Raw genomic sequence first — 26,461 nt, 5'->3', positions numbered from 1 at the left:
GGCCAGCACGCAATCGTAGGAACGGTTTCAACCGCGACCTGCGCTGTGCTGGCGAAGATCGATGCGCTGACTTTGACAGCGTCCAGCACACCCTGCCCAGGCCTCGCCCCCTGTGGGAGCGACTCTGGGTGGCCTTGGGCCATCAGTCGCGACGAACGAAACAGGAATCTGAAGGATCGAAGGCGTCGGGACTGAAGTCCCTCCCACAGAAAAAATACGGCCGGCAGTCATGTCGGTCTCGGTCTCGTCCCAGCTGCGGGTCGGATACTGCTCGCGCGCCTGCAGACCGAGGCCGTAGGCGGCCGCGTAGTCGTAGTCGGATTTCACGTAGTCGCGATTGCGGTATTCCTCGCGCCAGTATTCGGCTTCGCCGGTGGGGTCGATGCGTTCGGCCACGCCCTTGCCCGCCGCGGCACCGGCGACCACGCCGACCGCCGCGCCGATCAGCGTGCCGAGCGGACCGAACACGGTGCCTGCCAATGCGCCGGCAGCAACGCCACCCGCGGTGCCGCCGATGCCGACGCCAAGCGGATGCGAACCCGGCGTGCCGGAGATGGGATCGCGATTGAGATCGCGTGCTTCGTTGCTGTTGCTCATGGGAAGGCTCCGCAGTGAAAGGATCACCGGCCCTGCGCAGCGGCCCGTGGTGGCGGCACAGTGGCAAGCGTTCGGTTAATGCGCACGATGAGGCGGCACAGCGGCTCCCGTCACGCCGTCGCAACGGCTGCGGCCCCGTGAGCGGCGCCGCGGCACCTACGCACAACGCGGCATGCGCTCAGCCGCGGCGCCAGACCAGGCAGCGATTGTTCGCCGGCATCGCCACATCCTCCTGCAGCAGCAGTCCTTGCGCCTGCGCCAGCGCGTCGATCGCCTCGAAGTCGCGGATACCGCTCGCGGCATCGCGCACCTTCAGCCAGGCATCGAACTCCCGGTTGCTGTCGCTGCTGAACGCACCACCGTAATTGAACGGCCCGTACACCGCCAAGGTGCCGCCGTCGCGGTCGGCCAGCAACCGGCCGACACCGGCGAAGAACGCCTGCACCGCGGACCAGCCCATGATGTGCAGGGTGTTGGCGGTGAACACCGCATCGTAGCCGGCGCGCGGCCACGGCCCCGCCTGCACGTCCAGCGCCAGGGCCGGCGGCGTGTTCGGCAATGCCGCCGCGTCCAGCCATTGCACGATGCCGGGCAGGTGCTCGGCGCGCTCGCTGCATTGCCAGATCAGCGGCGGCAGCGCGGCGGCGAAATGCACCGCATGCTGGCCGGTACCGCTGCCGATCTCCAGCACATGCCGGCGCGCGGCGAAATGCCGCCGCAGCACCTGCAGGATCGGCTCGCGATTGCGCTCGCAGGAAGGGGCGTAAGGTCTGGCGTTCATCGCTCTTGCAGGTGGGTTGTGGCTGCAGCGCGCCGCGGCCACGCGGATGCGTGACGGTCAGACGCTCAACTGCGGGTGCGCACGAAGATGCGCTTGCCACCGCCTTCGTTGCCGCGTTCCTCGAGTTCGAATTGCGCCGACAGCCGGCGCAGCAGGTCGCTGAGCTTCTTGTGCCCGTACAGGCGCGGATCGAAATCCGGGCGCACCTTGTTGAGGTAGCTGCCGACGCTGCCGAGCCCGGCCCAGCCCTGGTCGTCGGAGGCTTCCTCGATCGCCTGGCGCAGCAGTTTCAGCGGCGCCGACAGCGGTTGCGCCTTGGCCTCGGCGGGCGCGGCAGGCGTTGCCGCGGCCGCAGCCGCCTCGGGCTTGGCCGCCTGCGCGGCCGGTGGCGCCTTGCTTGCCTTGCGCGCAGGCTTGGCGGCGGGCGTGGACGGCGTGGACGGTTCGCTGCCGGCGGCCTCGCTGCGCAGCACTTCGGTGTAGATGAACTTGTCGCAGGCCTGCACGAACGCGTCCGGGGTCTTGCGCTCGCCGAAGCCGTACACGGTCGGCCCCTCCTCGCGCAGGCGCTGCGCCAGGCGGGTGAAGTCGCTGTCGCTGGAGACCAGGCAGAAGCCGTCGAAGCGGCCGGTGTACAGCAGGTCCATCGCGTCGATGATCAGCGAGCTGTCGGTGGCGTTCTTGCCGCTGGTGTAGGCGAACTGCTGCACCGGACTGATCGAATGCTTCAGCAGCGCCTGCTTCCACTGGGTCATGCGCGTGCTGGTGAAGTCGCCGTAGATGCGCTTGACGCTGGCCACGCCGTACTTGGCCACCTCGGCCAGCAAGCCTTCGATCACCGAGGGTTGCGCGTTGTCGGCGTCGATCAGCACCGCCAGGCGCGGCTGGTCGTCGTCGGTCTCGGATCTGGAACGGGTTTTCATGGCGGGAACCTGCGTGGAAACGAAAGCGGCGGCGGCGCCGCGCTGGCACGCTGCGGCGCCAGCTGCCACTGTGCCACTGCGGGGCAGCGGCGGCCAGTCTGGGGCGATGACGAACGCATGGCCCATGCCGTCCCCTACATGCAGATCCGCTTTGCGGCGCAGATCGACCAGGCGCGAAGGGGGGAGGCGACAGTGCTCCGTTCGGCCGCCCGCGTGCCGGTGTTGAACAGCAGCGGCGGGAAGCGATGCGGCTGCGCTGGCTTACGCCGACGCCGGCAACGCCTCGTAGGCCTGCCGCACCGCGGCCTCGCCGTAGCGCCGCTCCAACCGGCGCACGATGAAATGGCCACGCGCCATCGCCTGGAAGTGCGCGATGAACACCGTATTGAGCAGCGCGCCGCTGGCCGCGCCGACCAGCGGCACCGCCTGCGCCGCCAGTTTTTCGCTGACCGTGATCGAGAACTTCGCCGCGATCCGCGACATCAGCGACACCAGCGCCGGCGCGCCCTTGCTGCCGATGCCGTGCGCGGCGATGTATTGCGCGGCGGCGCTGAGCTGCTGCGCCATCGCCGTGCGCACCGCGAAATAGCCCGACTCGCTGCCGTCGTCGCGCGCGCTGCGCCCGCCGTGCGCCAGCACTTCCAGGCAGGCCAGGGTAGTGGCCGGATCGTCCAGCCGCTCGCCCTCGGCGCGGGCGATATCGGCGATCGAACGCAGCATCAGCGTGGTGGTCAGCGGCAGCTCCACCAGCAAGCCGGGCAGGCCGAAGAAACCGCCGGCCGCGCCGGTCGCGGCCACCGCCACGCCATGCAGGCGCGGCCGTGCCGTGCCCGGCGCCTGCCTGCGCATGGTCAGCAGCGCCGAGCGCAAGGCGATGCGCAGCGCGCGCTGGCTGATCGCGTCGATGCGCGAGGACAGCGCCTTCGGCAGGCGCTTGCTGAGCAGGTCCTCGATCGGCGCGCCGACGGTATTGGCGATCTTCGCCGCCAGGCCCGGATGCTCGAGCAGCGCATGCGCCTGGGCCAGGTCGCGGTGGTCGGCGGCATCCATGGCGGGAACGGGGAGAGTGGAGGTCATGGCCAGGTGGGGTGGCGTGGGAGCGCACAGCATGCACCGGTCGGCGCCGCGATGCTGTCGCGGGCAGATGACGAAGCCGGGCACACCACGCCCTAGCCTGCGATCTGCTCCAGCGTGCGGTTGCGGGTGCGCGGGCCGAACACGCCGATGATCCCGGCCACCGCCAGCAGGCTGGCGACGATGAAGGCCAGCACGCCGCGGTTGCCGGCACGCTCCAGCAGCAGGCCGATCAGCAGGCTGCTGCCGGCGGTGGACAGGCGGCTGAAGGAATAGCAGAAGCCCACCGCGCGGGCGCGCAGCGCGGTCGGGAACAGCTCGGCCTGGTAGCCGTGGTAGGCGAAGCTCATCCAGGCATTGCAGAAGGTGATCGCCGCGCCGCAGGCGATGATGGCCAGCGGCTGGGTCTGCCAGGCGAACAGCGTGCCGAACAGCACCGCGCCGAGCGCCGACCACACCACCTGCCACTTGTTTTCCCAGCGCTGGGCGCCGCGCAGCAACAGCAGCGGCGCCAGCGGATAGGCCAGCGAGATCGCGAACGCATAGCCCAGCCCATGCACGCTGTCCGCGCCTTGCGCCGACAACAGCGCCGGCAGCCAGTTGCCGAAGCCGAAGAAGCCGATCGCCTGGAACACGTGGAACGCCACCAGCATCGCCACGCGGCGCCGATAGGGCGGCTTCCACAGCGCGGCGAAACGCCCCTGCGTCGCAGCGGAGGCGACGACCTGCGATTCGATCTGCGGCGTGTCCAGCGCGCGGCCCAGGTCGGCCGCGCAGCGTGCTTCCAGATCGCGCAGCACGGCATCGGCCTCGGCATGCCGGCCCTGCGCCGCCAGCCAGCGCGCCGATTCCGGCAGGCGCCGGCGCAGCCACCAGATCGCCACTGCGAACGTGCCGCTGAGCAGCACCACCCAGCGCCAGCCGCTGACTCCGAACGGCGCATGCGGCACCAGCGCCCACGCGCTCGCCGCCACCGCCGGCACCGCCAGGAACTGCACGAAGAACGCGAACGCGAAGGCTGCCCCGCGCATGTGCTTGGGCATCAGCTCGGACAGATAGGTGTCGATGGTGACCAGCTCGATGCCCAGGCCGATGCCGACCACGAAGCGCAGCGCGATCACCCCCAGCGCCGTGCTCTGCAGGCCCATCGCCACGGTCGCGGCGGTGTACCAGAGCAGGGCGAAGGCGAATACCGGGCGGCGTCCGAAGCGGTCGGCGAACGGACTGAGCAGGCTGGCGCCGAGAAACAGGCCCAGGAACGTGGCCGAGGCGAACGCGGCCTGGTCGGCGATGCCGAACACGCCCGCCGCGCCGGTGGTGAAGATGCCGTCGTGAAGAAGGCCCGGGCTGATGTAGGCGGTCTGGAACAGGTCGTACAGCTCGAAGAAGCCGCCCAGCGCCAGCAGCGCGACCAGGCGCCACAGCGTGGCCGTCGCCGGCAGGCGGTCGATGCGCGCGGCCACCAGCGCAACGGGATCGGAACAAGCGGCAGCGGGATCGAGCATGGCAGGCACCGGCAACAAAAAGGGTCGCCGACGACCTCGGCCGTCGGCGCTGCCGCATGCTGACCGATTGCGCTGCACACCCGCTACCGCCAGCGACCCGAAGTGTCGACGCCTGCCGGCAGGCGTTCAGCCAGGCGTCGGCTTGCGGGACTCCCGCTGTGCATGCCAGGATCGGACCGGTCAGAAGGGGAAGGACTCATGGGAACCAAGGGAAGCAAGCGCCGCAGGCTGTTGCGGGTCGTGCTGCTGGCCGCTGCGGCCGCCGGCGTCGAAGCAAACGCGCAGCAGGATCAGCAACAGATGCAACAACAGCAACAGCAACTCCAACAGCTTCAGCAGTTGCAGCAACAACTGCAGCAGCAGCAGGCGGCAGACGCCGGTGCGGCCAAGGGCTTGTCCGCCGCCTACCTGGACTGCCGCAAGCAGGCGAGCGGTTTGGACGATCGAAGGCGCTGCATCGCGCGCGAACACAGGCTGCAGGAAGACCGCCTGAGCAAGGCCTACGACACACTGCGCCATCGGCTTAGCGGCAGCGACAGGGCCAAGCTGATGGACGCGCAGTACACCTGGCAGCAGTCCAGCGCGCAGGCGAACGCTCTGGACAAGACCCTCGGCGGCCGCGGCCAGGCAGCGGCATTGCAGAACGCCGAGGCCGCGCTGCAGCGGATCAGCGCACGCGCCGACGAATTGGAGAGGTACGCCAGCCCGAACCGCTGACGCGGCGAACGCGAACCCGCGCTGGCCGATGCGGTCGGTGCTGCGGTCTCGACTTCGGCGGCGGCCACGCGCAACTGGACCTCAAGGACCAGCAGTTCGACGGGGCCTGCGGCAGACGCCGGCGCTTAGGGCCTGTTGCCGCGATCGGGATAGGCCCTAGATCGTCCTGCCGGCGGACGCGAGGCATGCGTCGGCCGGAGTGGCTGGCCGCGAGGTGAACCGCCTCTTGCGCTCGTGTTGACAGCCGCAGGCGGCAGCTCAATAATAAAACCGTACAGTTTGGTTTTTATACAACATGGTCCGAAACCAAAGTTCCGAACAGGCGCGGCGGCAGCGAGATGACCCGTCGCTGCCGCGTAGCAAGATTGCTGCATCGTGTTGTGTCGTTCGTCCGCCGTGCTTTGCCACCTCCCGTCAGGCCTCCCCCATGAAGCCGCACCATCCCACGCCCTCCGCTGCCTCGCCCGCATTGCGGCCGGGTGAGCAGGCGCTGTTCGATCTTCCGGAGATCCCGTCGCCGCACGTCCGCCCGGCAGCCGGCTGGATGAGCCGGCGCCTGCACACGATCGCCGCGATGCTGTCGCGCAATCGCGCGGGCCGCTGCGGCCCGCGCGATTGAACGCGCCGGCGCCGGCAGCGCAACGTCTGCGTCCCCACGCGCGCGACGCCGCCGGAGCAGCGCCAGCGCGGGCCAGCGGCGGCAGCGCTGCGCGCGCGGTGGATCGATGCTGCGCACCGCGCCATTCGACGCGATGATGGGTTCGCCGCGGCAATCTGCCGCGGCGATGCTGGAACGTCCGGTGCCGAGCGCCGGGAACACGCTGCATCCACTCTGGAGCGATATCCATGAACAAGATCACCTTGGCCGGCGCGTTGCTGGCGGGCCTTTCCCTGCCGCTGCTGGCCCAGGCCTCCAGCTTCGCCGGCACCTCCGCCGGCGCATCCTCGGCCGGCAGCAGCAGTTCCGGCGACGACAAAGTGGTGCTGCAGGCGCGCGACGATGCCGCGAGCTTCGTCGCCAGCGAGGGCCGCATCCGCGGCGCGCAGCTGGAGTCGGCGCTACAGTTGCTGCGCGAGCGCGACCCGAACGCGCGCCAGGCCAGCGACCTGCAACTGGCCCAGGCCATCCTTACCCAGTGACACCGGGCCAGCGGCTGTCGTCCCACGGCGGCGGCCCCATCCGGCATCCCGGCCGCCTGCACGGGCGGCCGACATCACGGCGTCACCGTACCGGTGCGCGTAGTGTCATCGCCGGATCGTATGCAATGCGTCACCCGCCCATGGAGAAGTCGAATGAACAAGATGCTTGGAGTTGTCGTCGCTTGCGCCCTGGCCGCCAGCCTTCCTGCCGTTGCAGGTGCGGACCAGGTTCAGCCCCAGAACCGTTACGACGATGGCCCGCGCCACGACGACCCGCCGCGGCCTGACCAACCTAACCCTGATCGCCGCGACGAGGCCCGGCACGACGACCGGCATGACGATCGGCCCGGCGACCATGGCGACGATCGCCGCAGGGACGACCGCCCGGACGACAAGCGCTATGGACGCTGGGATCCCAAGTGGGGTCCGCGCCCGGGCGATCCTCCCGCGCACCGGTCCCGGCAAGACGATTGGTATCGTCACGCGCGCGCCTGCCAACAGCGTTACCGCAGCTACGACGCGCGCACCGACACCTTCGTCCATCGCGGCCGCCGCCTGCGCTGCTCGCTGTAAGCGCCTGCGCGCCGTCTGCGCAACGCGCGTGGACCGCGGCGCAGGTTCGATGCACGGGGAAGTGCAACACGCGCGGGCCTGCGCCGAACGCCGCCCTGGTCATTGCAGGTGCGGCCAACGGCTGCGCGCATGCATGGCGAAGACAGCACGACCAGTGGCCTGGCCCCGCGTGCGTCAGGCACGATGGTTCCCGAACCACGCGATGGTGCGGTCCCATGCCGGCGTCGCCACCGCCGCGCCCGGGCGCGACGCAGGCCGGCGGCAGCGCCAGTCGGGGTGGCTCACTGCTGCGCAGCGCAGTCCGCGTTCTGCGCGTCGCAGAGTTGCGCCGCGCGGCGCAGTTGCGCGTCGTCCAATGGCGGTGGGCGGGCGATGGCCGGCTGAACGTGGTCCGGCGCGCCGGTGAGGGCATGCAGGCCCTTGGCGGCCTTGCCGGCAACGTAGTAGATGCCGAGGGCGAGGTAGCCGCCGCCCTGGCTGACCTGCTCCACCGAGGGCGGTGGCCGCCAGTCCTTGTCGAAGCGGTTGGGTTGGGCGCTGACCGGATTCTTGAAGCGATACAGGTCCAGCGGCTGTTCCGCGTCCGGCGGCAGCGCGCGCACTTCGCCAAGGGTCTGGACGTCCTGCGGCGGCGGGCTGGTCGCGACGGGTGCGGGGTCGGCCTGCCGGGCATGCGCGTGCGCGGCCATGCCAAGCAGCGCTGCGGCAACGACGGAACGCACGGCATTGCACATCGAAATCGGTCCTTTCCCATGCGCGAGGGCCATGGCCTGCGCCGAGCTTACGGTCGGCGGCTGAACGTCGCCAACGCGGCGCCGACCCACACGTGCAAGACGCTCAGGCCGCCTGCAACGGCCGCAGGCACAGCCAGATGGCGCACCAGTGGCTCAGCGCGCCGCCGAGCACGTGCGCGTGCCAGATGGCGCGGTTGTAGACCATCGACTTGCGCACGTAGAAGCCCACGCCCACGGTGTAGAACATGCCGCCGGCGGCGATGAACCACAGCACGGCGCTGTCCAGGCTGGCCATGAGCGGCTTGATCGCGACGATACCGGCCCAGCCCAGCAGCAGGTAGATCGCGACCCAGAAGCCCTTGCTGATGCCGGGCAGGAACAGTTTGGCGAACACGCCGAACAGGGCCACGCCCCACACCGCCAGGGTCATCGACCAGACCCAGGCACCGGACAGCGCCAGCACGAACAGCGGCGTGTAGGAACCGGCGATCATCACGAAGATGCCGGCGTGGTCGAGCTTGCGCAGGATCGGCTGGCGCTGTGGCGGGGCGAAGTTGTAGGCGGCCGAGCAGGCGAACATCACCAACATCCCCAGCGCGTAGACGCAGGTGGCCAGGAGCAGCGCATGGTTGGCGTGGGGGCGCCAGATCAGCATGGCGCCGCCGACGATGGACAGCAGCAGGCCGGCGGCGTGCACGATCAGGTCGGCGCGGCGGGCGCCGGCGGTTTTGTAATGTGCGGCGGGGGCGGGAGCAGGCACGGACAAGGCGAGTCTTCGACGCGTCGGGGGACGGCGCCGCTGCGCGAGGGGGGAGCACAGGATACGCGCTGGCCGCGACGATCAGCTCAGCGTTGCGGGCCCGCGCGCGCCGTCGTCGGGCGGCATCGCGACGGCGGCGCCGCAACTGCGTGGGCTACGCCGCGATGCGTTCGATCTTCTGTGCCTGCGCGCCCAGCGCGCGCCGCGCCTGTTCCAGGTCGTAGTCGGCCTGCAGGCCGAGCCAGAAGCGCTCGCTGGTGCCGAGCGCGGCGGCCAGCCGGATCGCGCTGTCGGCGGTGACGCTGCGCTTGCCGAGCACGATTTCGTTGATGCGGCGCGGCGGCACGCCGGCGGCGCGCGCCAGTGCGTTCTGGCTGATGCCCAGCGGGGTCAGGAATTCCTCCAGCAGGACTTCGCCGGGGTGGATGTTGGGCAGGGTCTTCATGGCGGCTCGATGGGTCAGTGGTAGTCGACGATTTCCACGTCCAGCGCATCGCCGTCCTTCCATTGGAAGCACACGCGCCATTGATCGTTGATCCGGATGCTGTATTGGCCCTTGCGGTCTCCCTTCAAGGACTCCAGACGGTTGGCCGGCGGAACACGCAGATCGTCCAGCGTGGCCGCGCTGTTGAGCATGCGCAGCTTGCGCCGAGCCACGGCCCGGATATCGGCCGGCAATCGCCGGGAAGGCATGCCCTGCCAGATCTTTTCGGCTTCCTTGTCGACAAAGTTCCGGATCACGCAGCAACCATAACGCAACTCGTCATATAACGCAACTCGTCATGGATATCCTGCACGTGCTGCGCTGCTCTGGCTGAATCCGCTCAGCCAGCTGCCCTCGCCGGTTCGGCCGCTGTCTCATACCCTGAGACGCGTTTCCGCTTCCCTGACCCGCTTTGAGAGCCGTGCCGATGCCCGCCCACGCCCTAGCCCGCCGCACCGAGGACGCCGAGCGCGCCCTGTCCACCACCGGCGGCGCGCCTTCGCGCGACGGCGCGCTGCTGACCGAACGGCTGGAGCGGCGCTACCACGACCGCATCACCGGCAGCTTCATGATCCCCGGCCGCGCGGGCCGCTACGCGCCGATCCCGGGCGACGTGCCGGCGGCGCTGGTCGCGGCGCTGCAGGCGCGCGGCATCGAGCAGCTGTACAGCCATCAGGCGCAGGCCTGGGATGCGGCGCAGCGCGGCGAACACGTGGCCATCGCCACCCCCACCGCCTCGGGCAAGTCGCTGTGCTACACGCTGCCGGTGCTGGCCGCGGCGATGACCGCGCAGGCCAAGGCGCTGTACCTGTTCCCGACCAAGGCGCTGGCGCAGGACCAGGTGGCCGAGCTGCTGGAACTCAACCGCGCCGGCGAACTGGGGGTGAAGGCCTTCACCTTCGACGGCGACACGCCGGGCGATGCGCGCCAGGCGATCCGCCTGCACGGCGACATCGTGGTCAGCAACCCGGACATGCTGCACCAGGCGATCCTGCCGCATCACACCAAGTGGGCGCAGTTCTTCGAGAACCTGCGCTACGTGGTGATCGACGAAATCCACACCTACCGCGGCGTGTTCGGCAGCCACGTCACCAACGTGCTGCGCCGGCTCAAGCGCATCTGCGCGTTCTACGGGGTGAACCCGCAGTTCATCCTGTGCTCGGCCACCATCGGCAACCCGCGCGCGCACGCCGAGGCGCTGATCGAGCAGCGCGTGCATGCGATCACCGAGTCCGGCGCGCCGTGCGGCGACAAGCACGTGCTGCTGTGGAACCCGCCGGTGGTCAACGCCGACCTGGGCCTGCGCGCGTCGGCACGCTCGCAGAGCAACCGCATCGCGCGCATCGCGATCAAGTCCGGGCTGAAGACCCTGGTGTTCGCGCAGACCCGGCTGATGGTGGAGGTGCTGACCAAGTACCTGAAGGACATCTTCGACCACGATCCGCGCAAGCCGCCGCGCATCCGCGCCTACCGCGGCGGCTACCTGCCCACCGAACGCCGCGAGGCCGAACGCGCGATGCGCGCCGGCAGCATCGACGGCATCGTTTCAACGTCCGCGCTGGAACTGGGCGTGGACATCGGCGCGCTGGACGTGGTCGTGCTCAACGGCTACCCCGGCAGCGTGGCCGCGACCTGGCAGCGCTTCGGCCGCGCCGGGCGCCGCCAGCAGCCGTCGCTCGGCGTGCTGGTGGCCAGCTCGCAGCCGCTGGACCAGTACGTGGTGCGGCATCCGGACTTCTTCGCCGACGCCTCGCCCGAACACGCGCGCATCGCCCCGGACCAGCCGCTGATCCTGTTCGACCACATCCGCTGCGCCGCGTTCGAACTGACCTTCGTCGCCGGCGAGGGGTTCGGCCCGGTCGATCCGGCGGTGTTCCTGGAAGCGCTGGCCGAAAGCGACGTGGTGCACCAGGAAGGCGAGCGCTGGGAGTGGATCGCCGACAGCTACCCGGCCAACGCGGTGAGCCTGCGCTCGATGGCCGACGGCAACTTCGTGGTCGTCGACAAGACCGACGGCAAGCAGCAGATCATCGCCGAAGTGGATTATTCCGCCGCTGCGCTGACCTTGTACGAAGGCGCGATCCATATGGTGCAGAGCACCCCGTACCAGGTGGAGACGCTGGACTGGGAAGGGCGCAAGGCCTACGTCACCCGCACCCATGTGGACTACTACACCGACAGCATCGACTTCACCAAGCTCAAGGTGCTGGACCGTTTCGACGGCGGCGCGGCCGGGCGCGGCGACAGCCACCACGGCGAGGTGCACGTGGTGCGGCGCGTGGCCGGCTACAAGAAGATCCGCTACTACACCCACGAGAACATCGGCTACGGCCCGGTCGCCCTGCCCGACCAGGAACTGCATACCACCGCGGTGTGGTGGCAGCTGCCGCAGGCCACCCTGCTGAAGGCGTTCGCCGCCAGGCAGGACGCGCTGGACGGCTTCCTCGGCGCGGCCTACGCGCTGCACGTGGTGGCGACGGTGGCGGTGATGGCCGACGCGCGCGACCTGCAGAAGGCGGTGGGCGACGGCGATGGCGCCTGGTTCGCGATGGCCGACGCCAAGGGCCGCGGCCAGCTACGCGGCGGCGACAACGGCGAACCGGTCGGCGTGGAACTGCAGCAGTTCGTGCCCACCGTGTACCTGTACGACAACTTCCCCGGCGGCGTGGGCCTGAGCGAGCCGCTGTGGCAGCGCCAGGCCGAGCTGGTGCAGCGCGCGCGCGAACTGGTGCAGCGCTGCGACTGCGTGGCCGGCTGCCCGGCCTGCGTCGGCCCGGTGCTGGCCGCGCAGGAAGACAGCGCGACCACGCCGAAGGCGCTGGCGCTGCAGGTGCTGCGCCTGCTGCTGGAGAACGCGGCGCTGGACGAGGAAACCACCACGAGCGACCGCGAATTCGATGCGCTGCCGGAGTGGAGCGCATGAGCATCAGCCTCGAACGCCTGCGCGCGCTGCGCAGGCAGGCCGGCGATGCGCGCGTGGACGCGTGGCGCGCGCCTGTGCCAGACACGCGCTCGCCCGGCAAAGCGGTCGCCGCGACGGGTGTGGCTTCGCCGATGCCCGCGCCGGCGAAGCCGGCAGCGTCGACAGGCCGCTCGACGCTGCTGCGCAAGCCGCCGCGCGGTCCAGACGCAGTGCCCGCCGCGCCTACGTCACGCGCCACGTCGCAACCTGCGTTGCCTGCGCGCAACGGCAGTACCGCGGTCGCCGTGGCGCCGCCGATCGCGATCGAACCGTTCGCCCAGCGCGGCGCCGACGTCGCCTCGCTGCGGCGCCTGCTCGGGATGCGCGAACGCGCGGTGGCGCCGGCCGCGGCGCCACGCACGCCGCAGGCCGCCGACCGCCATCTGCCCGGCGTGGAGATCGCACCCGGCCTGCAGCTGATCGAGGCGTTCCTGCCGCAGCCGATCCCCGCCGCGGCGCTGTCGCTGGCCTTCGCCCGGCGCGAGGACGCGGTGCAGCCGTCGGACCTGCTGTTCTTCGACACCGAGACCACCGGCCTGGCCGGCGGCACCGGCACCCGCGCCTTCATGATCGGCGCGGCCGACTGGTACCTGCATCCCGTCGAAGGTCCCGGCCTGCGCATCCGCCAGCTGATGATGGCCACGATGGGCGCGGAAAAGGCCATGCTCGAAGCGTTCCGCGCATGGCTGGCGCCGACCACGGTGCTGTCCAGCTACAACGGCCGCTGCTACGACGCGCCGCTGCTGAAGACCCGCTACCGGCTGGCGCGCAGCGCCGACCCGCTGTCGGCGCTGGACCACGTGGACCTGCTGCATCCCACCCGGCGCCGTTATCGCGGCAGCTGGGAGAACTGCAAGCTCGCCACCATCGAACGCCAGCTGCTGCGCATCGTGCGCGAAGACGACCTGCCCGGTTCCGAAGCGCCCGCCGCATGGCTGAGCTACCTGCGCGGCGGCAGCGCGCGCAACCTGCGCCGCGTCGCCGCGCACAACCACCAGGACGTGGCGACCCTGGCGCTGCTGCTGCAGCGCCTGGTCGATGCCCAAGCCGAGGAGCGCGAGGTGGCGCCGTTCGTGGAAGCGCCGTAGCGCAGCGTGCATGGCCCCTCTCCCCCGGGAGAGGGGTTGGGGTGAGGGTAACCGGCCCTGCGGGCCACCACGAACGGCGACACCGAACCCTGCAAGGTCTTCTCGACGAAGCTGCCGACCGCGCTGCGCACCACGTCGTCCTGTCCGGCGGTGGCCGCGTAGCGGTACACGCCCTGCACCTGGCGCCGGCGCAGATAGGCCTTGGCGCGCAGCCGCTCCATCATCGTCAGCACGGTGGAGCGGGTCGCCGATGGTCTTGCGGCGCATGTTCGCCCCCTTGAGGACAGATGTCGTCAGGCGCTGCGCGCCGCAGCCGCCGGACCGATCCGGGGCAACGTCGTGCAGCACACGCGCCGCTTGCCTGCACCGCAGCGACATGGCGCCGCCGCTACTCCTTCGGCTCGGTCTGCTTGGCCTGCTCGTTGAGATAATGGCTCACCGGCGCACCGCGATAGCGGTCGGTCAGCAAGCCCAGCGCTTCGGCATCGTCGTCGATGGCCTTGCGTGCCGCCGCGTCCTGCAGCGGCGGCTCGTTTCGATCCAGCGTTGCGCCGCGACGTGCGGCCTCGACATGGGCCTGGTTCGGCGGCTGCTTGGCGTCCATGAACTGCTGGCGGCGCTCCTGGACAATGGCCGCATCGCGGCTGCGATCGAGCGCAGCATCCGGCGGCACGTCCAGCTCCAGCCCGGTATGCCCGCGTGGCAGCGTGCGATTCTCGCGCAGCGCCAGCACTTCTTCGTCCGGCTGGTCGGTGAGCACGCTTTCGCCACGATCGCGAAACGCGCCGGCGGTCCCGCGCAGCGGCTCGAAGCCGCTCCTGGGAACCGGATTGATCTCGCCGAATACGCCCCAGGTGAAATAGTCGCGGTTGCCGCCAGAACGCGGGATCGAGAAATCCTCATAGCGGTACGCGGAGCTGAAGGCCGCCTTTTCGTAGCCTGAGTCCGGCTGTTGCAGGCGTTTTTGCGCCAGTTGCATCGCCTTGCCGGCGTCGCTGCCGCGATCCATGATCATCATCTCAGCGATGATCGGGCGCATGCGGTTCCAGCTCTGCATCCAGTGGGTGGCGGTATCGGCCAGTCCTGCCGCGTCCTCGGCACCAGGGAAGAACCTGCGCAACTGCGTGTCCTGGAGCGTATCCTCGATCAGCAGCGGCACCACGCTGATCGCGCTCAGATCACGCCGCAATTTGGCGCGGCGCGGCTGATCTTGGGAATGCAGCGGATTGATCTGCAGCTTCTGGCACATATTGGAAAAGAACTCGTCGAAACCGCCCTTGTAGGCGCAGGAGTACAGCTTGAGCGCGGTGATCGGGCGCAGCTGCGGGCGCCGGATCAGCAGCAGCGCCACGTTCTCGGCAATGTGCTCCTTGCAGTCCAGCACGACCGACATGCCGGGCTTGGTGCGCAGCACGTTCTCCAACACCGGTTCGATGCCGGCGATGCGCTGCTCGGTACTGACGAAATTGCCGTCCATCGGATTGCGGATGACCAGGCGCTTGCGCTGCAATTCGGCATATCCCACCTGCGTGGCCAGGCGATTGTCGGGGTCGTCCGTCGTGCGTCCGATCGCGAAGTCGTGCAGCAGCACCGGTACGCCCTCAGCGCTCACCTGGACATCGAGTTCGAGCGTGCGATAGCCCTCGGCATAGGCGCGTTCGATCGCGGCGAGGGAGTTTTCCGGGATGCCGGCATGGGTGTCGAACAAGCCGCGATGCACCATCACGTCCTTGCCCAGCGCCATGGTGCTTTCTGCCTGGAAGTAGTTCGCATGCACGAACTCGGGGAGTTGCTTGCGCACTATTTCGCGCTTGTCGGCGAGCAGGCGATGGTCGTTGGCCTTGTAGAAACCGGCACCGCCGTTTTGTGCGGGTATCGCGTGGCCTTTGTAGCGCGGGGCCGTTTTCAGGCTTCGACGCGGCGTGGCGGGCTGAAGCCATTCGGGGGTCTGCAGTCCCTGGCCCGGCAGATCGAGCGCCTTGACCAGCGCGGCGACCGCCGCATCGCTGAGGCGGTCACCGGAGACGAAGGCGCGCTGCAGGTCGAACACGATGCGCTGGCCGTGCCTGTCCACCAGCAGCGGACCCGTCTTCCGGCCCGCGCCCTGGCCGGGCAGACTCTTTGCCATCGCGCGGAATGCGGGCGTATCCAGATAGACCGGGGTCAATTTCTGTGCGGCAAACTGCGCCGCGACGCTGCCCGGTTTCAGCGCCACCCCGGATTCCGCGCACAGTGTTCCCAGCCTGGTCTGCAGCGCTTGCACGGTGATCTGCCGCGCGTCTATTTCAGCCCGACGATCCTTGGAGAAATCGCCATCCAGCGCGACCAGCACCGCAGCGGTTTGTTTGTTGCCCGAATCCGGCGGCGGCAGCGGCAGCAGCGGCGGAGCTCCCGCGTTGGGCGGGCGCGGCCGCGGCCGCGCAGTCAGCTCGGACTGCGCGGCGGCGATCGGCGTGGACACAAAGGTTTCGGCGAAAGGAACATCGGCGGTTTTGACCGCAGTCGGTGCCGCAGCAATGGAAGAAACGCGCATGACGACCTCAGCAGGATGACGGGCCGCCAATACACCTTATGCAATATGACAATTCACGACAGAGGCGAAGCCGCGCGCACCATCTGCGAAGCGAGCCTGCAGCGCCGCGTTCAGCGGGCTTCGGACCCCGCAGCGACGCACCCGTCGGTGAGCGCTGAGCGTCCTGTGCCGCTGCTGATGCTGGACGCCGGCCGGGTCGGCCGGCTTGCCGGCGTCGCTGTCTTCATGCCGCGCAAACATCCGCCGCGACACCCTCGCGCTATCCGCAGAAGGAGACCGCCCATGATCCGCCACCCGCTCGCCCTCGCCATTGCGCTCGCCGCCAGCTCGCTGCTCGGCGCCTGCAGCACCACCCAGATCGCCCAGGTGCAGCCGATCGACGGCGTCATCTCCGGCCAGTGCCACATCGACAAGGTCCGCGGCGCGGCGGGCCTGGCCGCCGCGCAGACCACGGTGGAACGCGCCCGCGTCGACAGCGACAGCCTGAAGGTGCAGGTGGTGAACAGCAGCGTCGGCCACAGCGGCGCCACCTCCAGCGGCGTGGACAGCGCGACCCGCGGCGCCGGCGAGAGCGGCGGCGAGCGCCTGACCATCGAGATCGGCGCCTACAACAACATCACCACGCTGTATTGCGGTTGATGCCGCGCGCCGCCGGTCGAGCGGCGGACGCGGCGCGGTTTTGCCACGACCGCGGCGCGATGTGCCGTGATGGCGCAGCCGCGCCAGCGCTCCGATCAGGCGCGGCCGCGTGAACGCGCAGCGTTGCCGGTCGCCACGCCGCCGCCGGCCCGACGTGGCGCGGTGACGGTGCGGGACGCGTTGGACATTGCGACGCCCGCGGGTGAGGAGCCGGGATTGTCGGCAGCGAAGCGCCTGGGGCGTGTCCACAACGGACCGGTTAACGTGCGGCGAACACGGCTTGTCCGATTCTTCTGCGCTTATGCTGGACCCGTCTTCCCTGCCCCACCAGGAGCCCCGATGAGCACTTTCCTTTCTTCTCGTGCGTCCGCGCGTGCCGGCCTGCTCGGCACGGCCTGTCTGGCGCTGGCATTGGCCGCGTGCACCGCGCCGCCGCCGGACGAGCAGGAACGGGTGGCGGCCAAGGCCCAGGCTGCCGCGCAGCAGGCCGCCGCGCCGGCTCCGGCCAGCGCGCCGGAGCCGCCGCCGGTGGGCAGTTGCGACGCCTCGCAGGCGCAGGGCCTGGTCGGCCAGGCCGCCGAACAGGCGCTGCTGGAGCAGGCGCGCAGCGACACCGGCGCCAGGAGTCTGCGCGTGCTCAAGCCGAACCAGGCGGTGACCATGGAATTCGACGGCGAACGGCTCAATATCGAGGTCGATGCCAAGAACCAGATCACCGGCGTGCGCTGCGGCTAAGGCCCGTCCGGCGCCGCCTGCGGGCGGCGCACACGGCAACCGCGGCAAGACCGCTGCCGCCGCTACGGTTGCATATGCAACTTTGTGTTGCGGCACCGCACCAACATGTGCTTTAGTCGATGTTCCGGTGACCTCACGATGCGCTCCAGGATAGAGCGGGGGCGAGTATCGCCGCGTTCCTTCGGATCGCTTTCTCAGAGGCAGACATGGCCCCCCGCAACCGCCACGGGCTCTACGACCCCCAAGACGAGCGCGATGCCTGTGGTTTCGGCATGGTCGCGCAACTCGATGACCAACCCTCGCGGGCCTTGGTGGATACCGCCATTGCCGCGCTGTCGCGGATGACCCACCGTGGCGGCGTCGCCGCCGATGGCCTGACCGGCGACGGCTGCGGCCTGCTGATCCGCAAACCCGATGCGTTCCTGCGCGCACTGGCGCGCGACGCCGGCATCGCGGTGGGCGCGCGCTTCGCCGCCGGCCAGGTGTTCATGCCGCGCGACGCCGCCGCTGCCGCCGCGCGCTGCCGCCAGGTGCTGGAAGAGGAACTGGTCCGCGCCGGCGCGCAGCCGCGCGGCTGGCGCGTCACCCCCACCGACGATGCGGTGTGCGGGCAGCTGGCCAAGGACAGCTTGCCGCACATCGAGCAGGTGTTCGTCGATGCCGGCGCCGAGCAGGACGACGATGGCTTCGCCCTGGCCCTGTTCCTGGCGCGCCGCCGCGCCGAACAGCGCCTGCGCGACGTCGCCGACTTCTACGTCACCACGCTCTCGCCCAACGGCATCAGCTACAAGGGCATGGTGCTGCCGGACAAGCTCAGCACCTTCTACCCGGACCTGCAGCGCAGCGACCTGGCCTCCAGCGCGATCGTGTTCCACCAGCGGTTTTCCACCAACACGCTGCCGCGCTGGCCGCTGGCGCACCCGTTCCGGCTGCTCGCGCACAACGGCGAGATCAACACCATCGAGGGCAACCGGCACTGGGCGCAGGCGCGCAGCAAGGTGTGGAAGACCCCGCGCTTCGACATCGCCGAGTTCGATCCGGTGATCTCGATGCACGGCTCGGACTCGCAGAGCCTGGACAACATGCTCGAGTTGCTGGTCGCCGGCGGCATGGACCTGCTGCAGGCGCTGCGCATCCTGGTACCGCCGGCGACCCAGTCGCTGGAGTTCAAGGACGCCGACCTGGCCGCGTTCTACGAGTTCTACGGGCTCAACACCGAGCCGTGGGACGGTCCGGCCGGCATCGTCGCCTGCGACGGCCGCTATGCGGCGTGCATGCTCGACCGCAACGGGCTGCGCCCGGCGCGCTGGATGCTGACCTCCGACCGCCATTTCCTGGTCGCCTCCGAGGCCGGCGTGTGGGAACTGCCGGCCGAGCGCGTGACCCGCAAGGGCAAGCTCGGCCCGGGCGAGATGATGGCCATCGACCTCAAGCGCGGCGACCTGCTCGACTCGGATGCGATCGACCGCATCAACCGCGGCCGCGCCCCGTACAAGCAGTGGCTGCAGCAGGGCGTGACCTACCTGCAGACCGAACTGATCGACCCCTCGCTGGTCGAGGAGCCGTTCGACGAGCGCACGCTGCGCAGCTACCACAAGCTGTTCCAGCTCAGCACCGAGGAAGTGGAGCAGGTGCTGCGGCCGCTGGCCGAGACCGAGCAGGAAGCCACCGGCTCGATGGGCGACGACACCCCGATGGCGGTGCTCAGCCGCCACACCCGGCCGCTGTACGACTACTTCCGCCAGGCGTTCGCGCAGGTCACCAACCCGCCGATCGATCCGCTGCGCGAAGACTGCGTGATGTCGCTGACCACCCAGCTCGGCAAGGAGACCAACATCTTCCACGCCGGCCCGGAGACGGTGAACCACGTCATCCTCAATTCGCCGGTGCTCAGCCAGCGCAAGCTGCGCCAGCTGCTGAAGATGGAGCAGTACCAGACCCGCAACGCGCAGATCGACCTGTCCTACAGCGTCGAGGAAGGGCTCAAGGCCGGCCTGGAACGGATCTGCGCCGAGGCCGAACAGGCCGCGCGCGACGGCAAGGTCATGCTGCTGCTGACCGACCGCTACCCGGTACCGGAACGGCCGATGGCGCATGCGCTGCTGGCCACCGGCGCGGTGCACCATCATCTGTCGCGGGTCGGCCTGCGCTGCGACGCCAACCTGATCATCGAGACCGGCACCGCGCGCGACCCGCACCACATGGCCTGCCTGCTCGGTTTCGGCGCCACTGCGGTGTATCCGTACCTGGCCTACCAGACCCTGTTCGATCTGGGCCGGCGCGGCATCCTGCTGCTGAAGAAGGGCGGCGAACAGGCGCAGATCGGCCGCAGGTACCGCAAGGGCGTCTACAAGGGCCTGTCCAAGATCATCTCCAAGATGGGCATCTGCACCATCGCCAGCTACCGCGGCGCGCAGCTGTTCGAGATCGTCGGGCTGGATCCGGACGTGGTCCAGCTCTGCTTCCCGGACACCGCCTCGCGCATCGGCGGGGTCGACCTGGCGCGGCTGGACACCGAGGCGCGGCAGCTGACCGCACGCGCCTGGAACGACCTGCTCAAGCCGGAAGTGGGCGGGCTGCTGAAGTACGTGCACGGCGGCGAGTACCACATGTACAACCCGGACGTGGTCATGACCCTGCAGCGCGCCACGCGCAGCGGCGAGCAGGCCGACTGGGCCGCGTACGCCGAGGCGGTGCATGCGCGCCCGCCCTCGGCGCTGCGCGACCTGCTGCAGCTCACGCGCGCCGAGGTGCCGACCCCGCTCGACGAGGTCGCCCCGGCCGCCGACCTGCTGCGCCGCTTCGACACCGCCGCGATCAGCCTGGGCGCGCTGTCGCCCGAGGCGCACGAGGCGCTGGCGATCGCGATGAACCGCCTCGGCGGGCGCAGCAACTCCGGCGAAGGCGGCGAAGACCCGGCGCGCTACGGCACCGAGAAGCGCTCCAAGATCAAGCAGGTGGCCTCCGGCCGCTTCGGCGTCACCCCCGAATACCTGGTCAACGCCGAAGTGCTGCAGATCAAGGTCGCGCAGGGCGCCAAGCCCGGCGAAGGCGGCCAGCTGCCCGGGCACAAGGTCAACGAGCTGATCGCGCGGCTGCGCTACGCCAAGCCGGGCATCGGCCTGATCTCGCCGCCGCCGCACCACGACATCTATTCGATCGAGGACCTGGCGCAGCTGATCTACGACCTCAAGCAGGTAAATCCGACCGCGCTGGTGTCGGTGAAGCTGGTCAGCCATGCCGGCGTGGGCACCATCGCCGCCGGCGTGGTCAAGGCCGGCGCCGACCTGATCACCGTGTCCGGCCACGACGGCGGCACCGGCGCCAGCCCGGTCAGCTCGATCCGCTATGCCGGCGTGCCGTGGGAACTGGGCGTGGCCGAGTCGCACCAGGCGCTGGTCGCCAACAACCTGCGCGACCGCACCATCCTGCAGACCGACGGCGGCCTGAAGACCGGCCTGGACGTGGTCAAGGCCGCGATCCTGGGCGCCGACAGCTTCGGCTTCGGCACCGGCCCGATGATCGTGCTCGGCTGCAAGTACCTGCGCATCTGCCACCTCAACAACTGCGCCACCGGCGTGGCCACGCAGGACGAGCGGCTGCGCGCCAACCACTTCGTCGGCCTGCCCGAACGCGTGGAGAACTTCTTCAAGCTGCTCTCCGAAGAGGTGCGGCAGTGGCTGTCGTATCTGGGCGCGCGTTCGCTGGACGCGATCATCGGCCGCACCGAGCTGCTGCAGCAACTGGACGTGTCGCCGCGCGCAGGCGTGCGTGTGGACCTGTCGCGGCTGCTCAAGGACATGCGCTACGACGGCGGCCACTGCGCGGCGCAGCGCCTGTACGAATCGCCGGACAGCCTGGCCACGCAGATGGACGGCCTGCTCGCCGACGCGATCGCCAACAAGCGCGGCGGCGAGCATCGTTTCCTGATCCACAACACCGACCGCTCGATCGGCGCGCGCCTGTCCGGCGCCATCGCCCGCGCGCACGGCAACCACGGCATGGACGATGCGCCGCTGACCCTGCGCTTCCGCGGCTCGGCCGGGCAGAGCTTCGGCGCGTTCAACGCCGGCGGCCTGCAGCTGGAGCTGGAGGGCGAGGCCAACGATTACGTCGGCAAGGGCATGGCCGGCGGCCGCCTGGTGGTGCGTCCGCCGCGCGGCGCGCGCTTCGAGGCGCGCAGCACCGCGATCATCGGCAACACCTGCCTGTACGGCGCCACCGGCGGCGAGCTGTACGCCGCCGGCCGCGCCGGCGAGCGCTTCGGCGTGCGCAACTCCGGCGCGCTGGCGGTGATCGAAGGCGCCGGCGACCACTGCTGCGAGTACATGACCGACGGCATCGTGCTGGTGCTGGGCAAGGTCGGGCTGAACTTCGGCGCCGGCTTCACCGGCGGGCTGGCCTACGTGCTCGACGTGGACCGCGATTTCGTCGACCGCTACAACCACGAACTGATCGACATCCATCGCATCTCCGCCGAAGGCTTCGAGAGCCACCGCCAGCACCTGCACAAGCTGATCAGCCGCCACCGCGAACTGACCGGCAGCATCTGGGCGCAGCAGATCCTCGACGAGTTCCGCGACTACGTCGGCAAGTTCTGGCTGGTCAAGCCGAAGGCGGCGAGCATCGAGTCGCTGACCGAGTCGTTGCGGCGCGCCGCCTGATGGCTGCGCCGGGAATCGGGAATGGGGAATCGGGAATGGTCACAGCCCGGCTCCCCCGGTTCCCTACCGCGCACGCAGATCCGCTCTTGCCATTCCCCATTCCCCATTCCCGACTCCCAGCCCTATGAGCCGCAAGCAAGCCTTCCAGTTCCTCGACCTGCCCCGGCAGATGCCGCAGCGCATCCCGGTGGAGCTGCGCACGTCCGGCGACTGGAACGAGCTGTACGGCAAGTTCGACAAGGCCGACGCGCAGTACCAGGCCGGGCGCTGCCTGGATTGCGGCAATCCGTACTGCAGCTGGAAATGCCCGGTGCACAACGCGATCCCGCAGTGGCTGCAGCTGGTGCAGGAAAACCGCATCGAGGAAGCCGCCGCGCTGTGCCACAGCACCAATCCGCTGCCGGAAGTGTGCGGCCGGGTGTGCCCGCAGGATCGCCTGTGCGAAGGCAGCTGCACGCTGGAGGAATTCGGCGCGGTCACCATCGGCGCGGTGGAGAAGTACATCGTCGATACCGCGCTCAACAACGGCTGGCGCCCGGACCTGAGCCAGGTCCAGGCCACCGGCAAGCGCGTGGCGGTGGTCGGCGCCGGCCCGGCCGGGCTCAGCTGCGCCGACCGCCTGGCCCGCGCCGGCATCCATGCGGTGGTGTACGACCGCTACGAGCAGATCGGCGGCCTGCTGCAGTTCGGCATCCCCAGCTTCAAGCTCGACAAGAGCGTGATCGGCAAGCGCCGCGAGGTGCTCGAAGGCATGGGCGTGGAGTTCCGCCTGGGCGTGGAAATCGGCCGCGACGTGAGCCTGGAGCAGTTGCTCGGCGAATACGATGCGGTGTTCCTCGGCACCGGCGCCTACCGCTACACCGACGGCGGCCTGGCCGGCCAGGATCTGCCCGGCGTGCTGCCGGCGCTGCCGTTCCTGGTGCAGAACAGCCGCATCGTCGGCGGCAACGACCCGTGGGGCCGGCCGATCGCCGGCTGGGAAGACACCATCGCGCTGCCGGACCTGAGCGGCAAGCGCGTGGTGGTGCTCGGCGGCGGCGACACCGGCATGGACTGCGTGCGCAGCGCGATCCGCCTGGGCGCGGCCAAGGTCACCTGCGCCTATCGCCGCGACGAAGCCAACATGCCCGGCTCGGCGCGCGAAGTGGCCAACGCGCGCGAGGAAGGCGTGCGTTTCCTGTTCAACCGCCAGCCGCTGGCGGTGGAAGCCGATGCCGCCGGCAAGCTGGCCGGCGTGCGCGTGGTGCAGACCCATCTGGGCGAACCCGATGCGCGCGGCCGCCAGGCCGCGGTGCCGATCGAAGGCAGCGAATCGCTGCTGGACGCGGACGTGGTGATCATCGCCTTCGGCTTCACGCCGAGCGTGCCGGAATGGCTGGCCGCGCAGGGCGTGGAAGGCACCGCCAACGGCCGCATCCTGGCCGGCGGCAGCGATCCCGACGGCAGCGGGCGCCTGCCGTACCAGACCAGCAACCCCAAGCTGTTCGCCGGCGGCGATGCGGTGCGCGGCGCGGATCTGGTGGTGACCGCGGTAGCCGAAGGCCGCGACGCAGCCGCCAGCATCGCCGAATGGATCGGCAACCGCCTGCCGGCGACCACCCAGGCCGCGGCCTGAGCGAGATCGACCGCATCCAAGCAACGTCGTTGCATGCCCGGCGGCGAGCGGCCGGGCAGAGGGTTGCGCGGGTTGACGGCAATACAGCGGCATTCGCCCTGGGGACAGCATCCGTCGAACTCAACGGCGCCGGCATGGTCGGGTCGGGGCTGAAGCCCCTCCTACAAGTGCACTATCGGGCATAGAAGACCCCCTGTGGGAGCGGCTTCAGCCGCGACGAGCGGAGTCGGAACCCGCGTGGTTTCGGCTACCTGTCGGGGCTGAAGCCCCTCCTACAAAAGCCCCCAGTGAGTGGGGCCTCGGCTGCTCACGTAAGCAATTCGGACCACGCCAACCCCCCATGCGCCGCGGAGCGGCGATTGCACCTGAATCGCCACCCGCGCAACGCCTTTTTTGCGCGGGTGAATGCGGCGCTAACGCGCGAGCGCCTAGGCTGGCCGAGCGGGGTGCGATCCGCACACCCTCGCACCGCCGGCTGCTTCCCCCGATGGCAAAACGGCATCCTCCCCTCCCTCCAGGAAGCTCCCCCATGTCGCTTTCCTCTCTCTGGTCCTCGCGGCTGCGCCCGGTCGCTCCCGCCGTGTTGCTGCTCGCCGCCGCCTTCAGCGCGTCCGCCCAGGACGGCAAACGCGTGCTCAAGTACGCCGGCGTCAACCTGTCGGGTGCCGAATTCAATTCCGGCAAGAAGCCGGGCACGCTGTACAAGGACTACATCTATCCGGCGCCCTCGGACTACAGCTACTTCGCCGGCAAGGGCATGAACATCGTGCGCCTGCCGTTCCTGTGGGAGCGCCTGCAGCCCACCGCCAAGGGCGCGTTCGACCCCGCGCAGCTGGCGCAGATCAAGAAGGCGGTGGCGCAGGCCAAGGCCAGCGGCGTGCAGCTGATCCTGGACCCGCACAACTACGCCAAGTACAACGGCGCACTGATCGGCAGCGACGGCGCACCGGCGGACGTATTCGCCGACCTGTGGCGGCGCCTGGCCACCGAGTTCAAGGGCGACGACACGGTGATCTTCGGCCTGATGAACGAACCCAACGCGGTCTCCGCCACCGATTGGGCCGCGGCGGCGCAAGCGGCGATCGACGCGATCCGCAAAGCCGGCGCCAAGAACCTAGTGCTGGTCCCCGGCACCGCCTACACCGGTGCGCACAGCTGGCGCAGCACCTACTACGGCACCTCCAATGCGGTGGCGCTGCAGCCGCTGAAGGATCCGGGCAAGCGCATGGCCTTCGAAGCGCATCAGTATCTGGACAAGGACAACAGCGGCACCAAGGGCGAATGCGTCAGCGCCACCGCCGGCGCCGAGAAACTGGCCGGCTTCGTCAGCTGGCTGCGCGAGAACAAGAAGGTCGGCTTCATCGGCGAGTTCGCCACCGCCGATACTCCCGTCTGCAACCAGGCGCTGGAGGGCATGCTCAGCTACATCGAGCAGAACAACGACGTGATCGTCGGCTGGACTTGGTGGGCGGCCGGTGCGTGGTGGAAGAACGACTATCCATTCAACGTGCAGCCGAACAAGGACGGCAGCGACAAGCCGCAGATGTCGATCCTGTCCAAGCACGCACGCAAGATCACCGGGAAGTAAGCCATCAGGTGCGCCGGGCGGCACGACACACACGGCATCGCGCAAGTCGCCGCATCCGGCACCGCGGCGATGGCCGAGAGAGAACCAGCTCGCATTAGCATTGAAAAACCCTTCACAGATCCGCGCGTGCACGCATGTTGGCCTTGGGGGCGGAGCCGAGAATGCATTAGGGTGCGGGCAAGCACACCGTTTGCAATCAGCTCGACCAGCCCGCGATTCGCCTGGTCGGGCCTCCCCCCGCTGACGCACAAGTAGGCTCACCATGATCCGTTCGTTGCCGTGCCTGCACGCGCTGCGTCTGGCGCTGCTGCTTTCCCTGTTCGCCGCGCTGCCGCAGCTGCACGCACAAGGCGCGCTGAAATTCGCCGGCGTCAATCTGTCCGGCGCGGAGATCAGCTCCAGCAAGAAACCCGGCGTGCTCAACGTGGACTACGTCTATCCGCGCGATGCCGACTACGCTTATTTCGCCAGCAAGGGCATGAACATCGTGCGCCTACCGGTGTCGTGGGAACGCCTGCAGTCCAGCGCGCAAGGCCGGCTGGACGTCGCGCAGCTAGCGCTGATCAAGACCGCGGTGAAGCAGGCCAAGGCGCATCGGATGCACCTGATCGTGGACATCCACAACTACGGCAGCTACAACCAGGCCAAGATCGGCAGCGCGAACGTGCCGATCAAGACCTTCAGCGACCTGTGGCAGCGCCTGGCGCTCGAGTTCAAGAACGACAACGCCGTGGTCTTCGGCCTGATGAACGAGCCGAACAACATCTCGCCCGCGCTGTGGGCTAGCGCCGCGCAGGCCGCAGTGGACGCGATCCGCGCCACCGGCGCGCGCAACCTGATCCTGGTGCCGGGCGCGTTGTGGAGCGGCGCGCACAGCTGGTATGCGACCGTGGGCGGCGAATCCAACGCCGTGGCGCTGGCCTCGCTGTACGACCCGCTCGGGCGCACCGCCATCGAAGTGCACCAGTATCTGGACGGCAATTCCAGCGGCACCAGCCGCGCCTGCGTCAGCGGCAGCATCGGCGCCGAGCGCCTGGCCGCTTTCACCGGCTGGCTGCGCGAGACCCGACACATCGGCTTCCTCGGCGAGTTCGGCGCTGCCGACAACGCCACCTGCCGGCAGGCGCTGAACGGCATGCTCGGCTACCTCGAGCAGCACAGTGCGCTGTGGCTGGGCTGGAGCTGCTGGGCCGGCGGCGCCTGGTGGCGGCAGGACTATCCGTTCAACCTGCAGCCCGACGCGGACGGCCGCGACAAGCCGCAGATGTCGATCCTGTCGGCCAGGGCGAAGCGCATCGCGCGCTGACACCGGCTTCGCTGCGCGAAGCGCGGCCGCGCCGCCGATTGAG

The 26,461-nt window shown here is 69.5% G+C and carries 21 protein-coding genes and 2 pseudogenes; 12 read left to right on the top strand and 11 right to left on the bottom strand.

Annotated elements, in window-relative coordinates:
• Positions 1 to 228: 228 nt before the first annotated feature.
• The 5 genes and pseudogenes from FZ025_RS08945 to FZ025_RS08925 all read right to left on the bottom strand — a co-directional run.
• A pseudogene (locus FZ025_RS08945) lies at positions 229 to 597 on the bottom strand (hypothetical protein); the annotation flags it as partial.
• A gap of 178 nt (positions 598 to 775) precedes the next feature.
• Complete coding sequence (locus tag FZ025_RS08940) at positions 776 to 1,378, bottom strand: DUF938 domain-containing protein (protein WP_046979331.1); 603 nt, start codon at positions 1,376 to 1,378, stop codon at positions 776 to 778.
• A 65-nt stretch (positions 1,379 to 1,443) separates the two neighbouring features.
• Positions 1,444 to 2,301, bottom strand: a complete 858-nt coding sequence (locus FZ025_RS08935; RefSeq protein WP_104558368.1) for an NYN domain-containing protein — start codon at positions 2,299 to 2,301, stop codon at positions 1,444 to 1,446.
• Between the two features lie 261 nt (positions 2,302 to 2,562).
• Positions 2,563 to 3,378 (bottom strand): EcsC family protein, encoded by an 816-nt coding sequence (locus FZ025_RS08930; protein ID WP_208803752.1) that lies wholly within the window; start codon positions 3,376 to 3,378, stop codon positions 2,563 to 2,565.
• Positions 3,379 to 3,470: 92 nt separating this feature from the next.
• A complete protein-coding gene (locus tag FZ025_RS08925) occupies positions 3,471 to 4,880 on the bottom strand; it encodes an MFS transporter (RefSeq protein WP_046980402.1) in 1,410 nt (469 codons plus the stop codon).
• Positions 4,881 to 5,078: 198 nt separating this feature from the next.
• Between FZ025_RS08925 and FZ025_RS22330 the strand changes: the two genes are divergently transcribed.
• The 4 genes from FZ025_RS22330 to FZ025_RS08905 all read left to right on the top strand — a co-directional run bounded on the left by FZ025_RS22330 (position 5,079) and on the right by FZ025_RS08905 (position 7,310).
• Positions 5,079 to 5,597 (top strand): lysozyme inhibitor LprI family protein, encoded by a 519-nt coding sequence (locus tag FZ025_RS22330; RefSeq protein WP_244292497.1) that lies wholly within the window; start codon positions 5,079 to 5,081, stop codon positions 5,595 to 5,597.
• Between the two features lie 427 nt (positions 5,598 to 6,024).
• Positions 6,025 to 6,216, top strand: a complete 192-nt coding sequence (locus FZ025_RS08915) for a hypothetical protein (protein WP_046980403.1) — start codon at positions 6,025 to 6,027, stop codon at positions 6,214 to 6,216.
• Positions 6,217 to 6,443: 227 nt separating this feature from the next.
• Complete coding sequence (locus FZ025_RS08910; RefSeq protein ID WP_046980404.1) at positions 6,444 to 6,737, top strand: DUF2388 domain-containing protein; 294 nt, start codon at positions 6,444 to 6,446, stop codon at positions 6,735 to 6,737.
• Between the two features lie 153 nt (positions 6,738 to 6,890).
• The gene (locus FZ025_RS08905; RefSeq protein ID WP_046980405.1) at positions 6,891 to 7,310 is read left to right on the top strand and encodes a BA14K family protein; all 420 of its coding nucleotides are present in this window, start codon (positions 6,891 to 6,893) and stop codon (positions 7,308 to 7,310) included.
• A gap of 281 nt (positions 7,311 to 7,591) precedes the next feature.
• Here FZ025_RS08905 and FZ025_RS08900 read toward each other — a convergent pair whose 3' ends face one another.
• From FZ025_RS08900 to FZ025_RS08885, 4 genes are all read right to left on the bottom strand, one after another.
• The gene (locus FZ025_RS08900; RefSeq protein WP_244292496.1) at positions 7,592 to 8,077 is read right to left on the bottom strand and encodes a hypothetical protein; all 486 of its coding nucleotides are present in this window, start codon (positions 8,075 to 8,077) and stop codon (positions 7,592 to 7,594) included.
• Positions 8,078 to 8,147: 70 nt separating this feature from the next.
• The gene (trhA, locus tag FZ025_RS08895; RefSeq protein WP_046980407.1) at positions 8,148 to 8,810 is read right to left on the bottom strand and encodes a PAQR family membrane homeostasis protein TrhA; all 663 of its coding nucleotides are present in this window, start codon (positions 8,808 to 8,810) and stop codon (positions 8,148 to 8,150) included.
• Positions 8,811 to 8,958: 148 nt separating this feature from the next.
• On the bottom strand, positions 8,959 to 9,249 hold the full coding sequence (locus FZ025_RS08890) for a HigA family addiction module antitoxin (RefSeq protein ID WP_104558371.1): 291 nt from the start codon (positions 9,247 to 9,249) through the stop codon (positions 8,959 to 8,961).
• 14 nt (positions 9,250 to 9,263) lie between these two features.
• The gene (locus tag FZ025_RS08885) at positions 9,264 to 9,545 is read right to left on the bottom strand and encodes a type II toxin-antitoxin system RelE/ParE family toxin (RefSeq protein WP_104558372.1); all 282 of its coding nucleotides are present in this window, start codon (positions 9,543 to 9,545) and stop codon (positions 9,264 to 9,266) included.
• A gap of 170 nt (positions 9,546 to 9,715) precedes the next feature.
• Between FZ025_RS08885 and FZ025_RS08880 the strand changes: the two genes are divergently transcribed.
• Positions 9,716 to 12,211 carry a DEAD/DEAH box helicase gene (locus FZ025_RS08880; protein ID WP_104558373.1) on the top strand — a complete coding sequence of 832 codons (2,496 nt, stop codon included), beginning with the start codon at positions 9,716 to 9,718 and terminating at the stop codon, positions 12,209 to 12,211.
• Positions 12,208 to 13,338, top strand: coding sequence for a ribonuclease H-like domain-containing protein (locus FZ025_RS22325; RefSeq protein WP_244292495.1), 1,131 nt, complete (start codon positions 12,208 to 12,210; stop codon positions 13,336 to 13,338). The genes FZ025_RS08880 and FZ025_RS22325 overlap by 4 nt, the downstream gene beginning before the upstream one ends.
• A 68-nt stretch (positions 13,339 to 13,406) precedes the next feature.
• On the opposite strand, the pseudogene FZ025_RS08870 reads toward FZ025_RS22325, so the two are convergent.
• Together FZ025_RS08870 and avrBs2 are read right to left on the bottom strand one after the other, a co-directional pair.
• A pseudogene (locus FZ025_RS08870) lies at positions 13,407 to 13,580 on the bottom strand (BlaI/MecI/CopY family transcriptional regulator); the annotation flags it as partial.
• Between the two features lie 146 nt (positions 13,581 to 13,726).
• Entirely contained in the window at positions 13,727 to 15,871 is a 2,145-nt protein-coding gene (gene avrBs2, locus FZ025_RS08865) for a type III secretion system effector avirulence protein AvrBs2 (RefSeq protein ID WP_104558374.1), read from the bottom strand.
• Between the two features lie 282 nt (positions 15,872 to 16,153).
• Between avrBs2 and FZ025_RS08860 the strand changes: the two genes are divergently transcribed.
• From FZ025_RS08860 to FZ025_RS08835, 6 genes are all read left to right on the top strand, one after another.
• On the top strand, positions 16,154 to 16,510 hold the full coding sequence (locus tag FZ025_RS08860) for a hypothetical protein (protein ID WP_046977361.1): 357 nt from the start codon (positions 16,154 to 16,156) through the stop codon (positions 16,508 to 16,510).
• Between the two features lie 339 nt (positions 16,511 to 16,849).
• The gene (locus FZ025_RS08855; RefSeq protein ID WP_046977360.1) at positions 16,850 to 17,245 is read left to right on the top strand and encodes an I78 family peptidase inhibitor; all 396 of its coding nucleotides are present in this window, start codon (positions 16,850 to 16,852) and stop codon (positions 17,243 to 17,245) included.
• A gap of 206 nt (positions 17,246 to 17,451) precedes the next feature.
• A complete protein-coding gene (gene gltB / locus FZ025_RS08850; RefSeq protein WP_046977359.1) occupies positions 17,452 to 21,909 on the top strand; it encodes a glutamate synthase large subunit in 4,458 nt (1,485 codons plus the stop codon).
• A 124-nt stretch (positions 21,910 to 22,033) separates the two neighbouring features.
• Entirely contained in the window at positions 22,034 to 23,524 is a 1,491-nt protein-coding gene (locus FZ025_RS08845; protein ID WP_046977358.1) for an FAD-dependent oxidoreductase, read from the top strand.
• A 529-nt stretch (positions 23,525 to 24,053) separates the two neighbouring features.
• Positions 24,054 to 25,112 (top strand): glycoside hydrolase family 5 protein, encoded by a 1,059-nt coding sequence (locus tag FZ025_RS08840; RefSeq protein WP_046977357.1) that lies wholly within the window; start codon positions 24,054 to 24,056, stop codon positions 25,110 to 25,112.
• Positions 25,113 to 25,374: 262 nt separating this feature from the next.
• Positions 25,375 to 26,418, top strand: a complete 1,044-nt coding sequence (locus FZ025_RS08835; protein WP_046977356.1) for a glycoside hydrolase family 5 protein — start codon at positions 25,375 to 25,377, stop codon at positions 26,416 to 26,418.
• Positions 26,419 to 26,461: the final 43 nt, after the last annotated feature.

The sequence above is a fragment of the Xanthomonas hyacinthi genome (genome assembly GCF_009769165.1).
In the GTDB taxonomy this organism is placed as follows: domain Bacteria; phylum Pseudomonadota; class Gammaproteobacteria; order Xanthomonadales; family Xanthomonadaceae; genus Xanthomonas_A; species Xanthomonas_A hyacinthi.
Note: the sequence above shows the minus strand (reverse complement) of the source record. Positions and strands in the feature narration are given on the sequence as shown.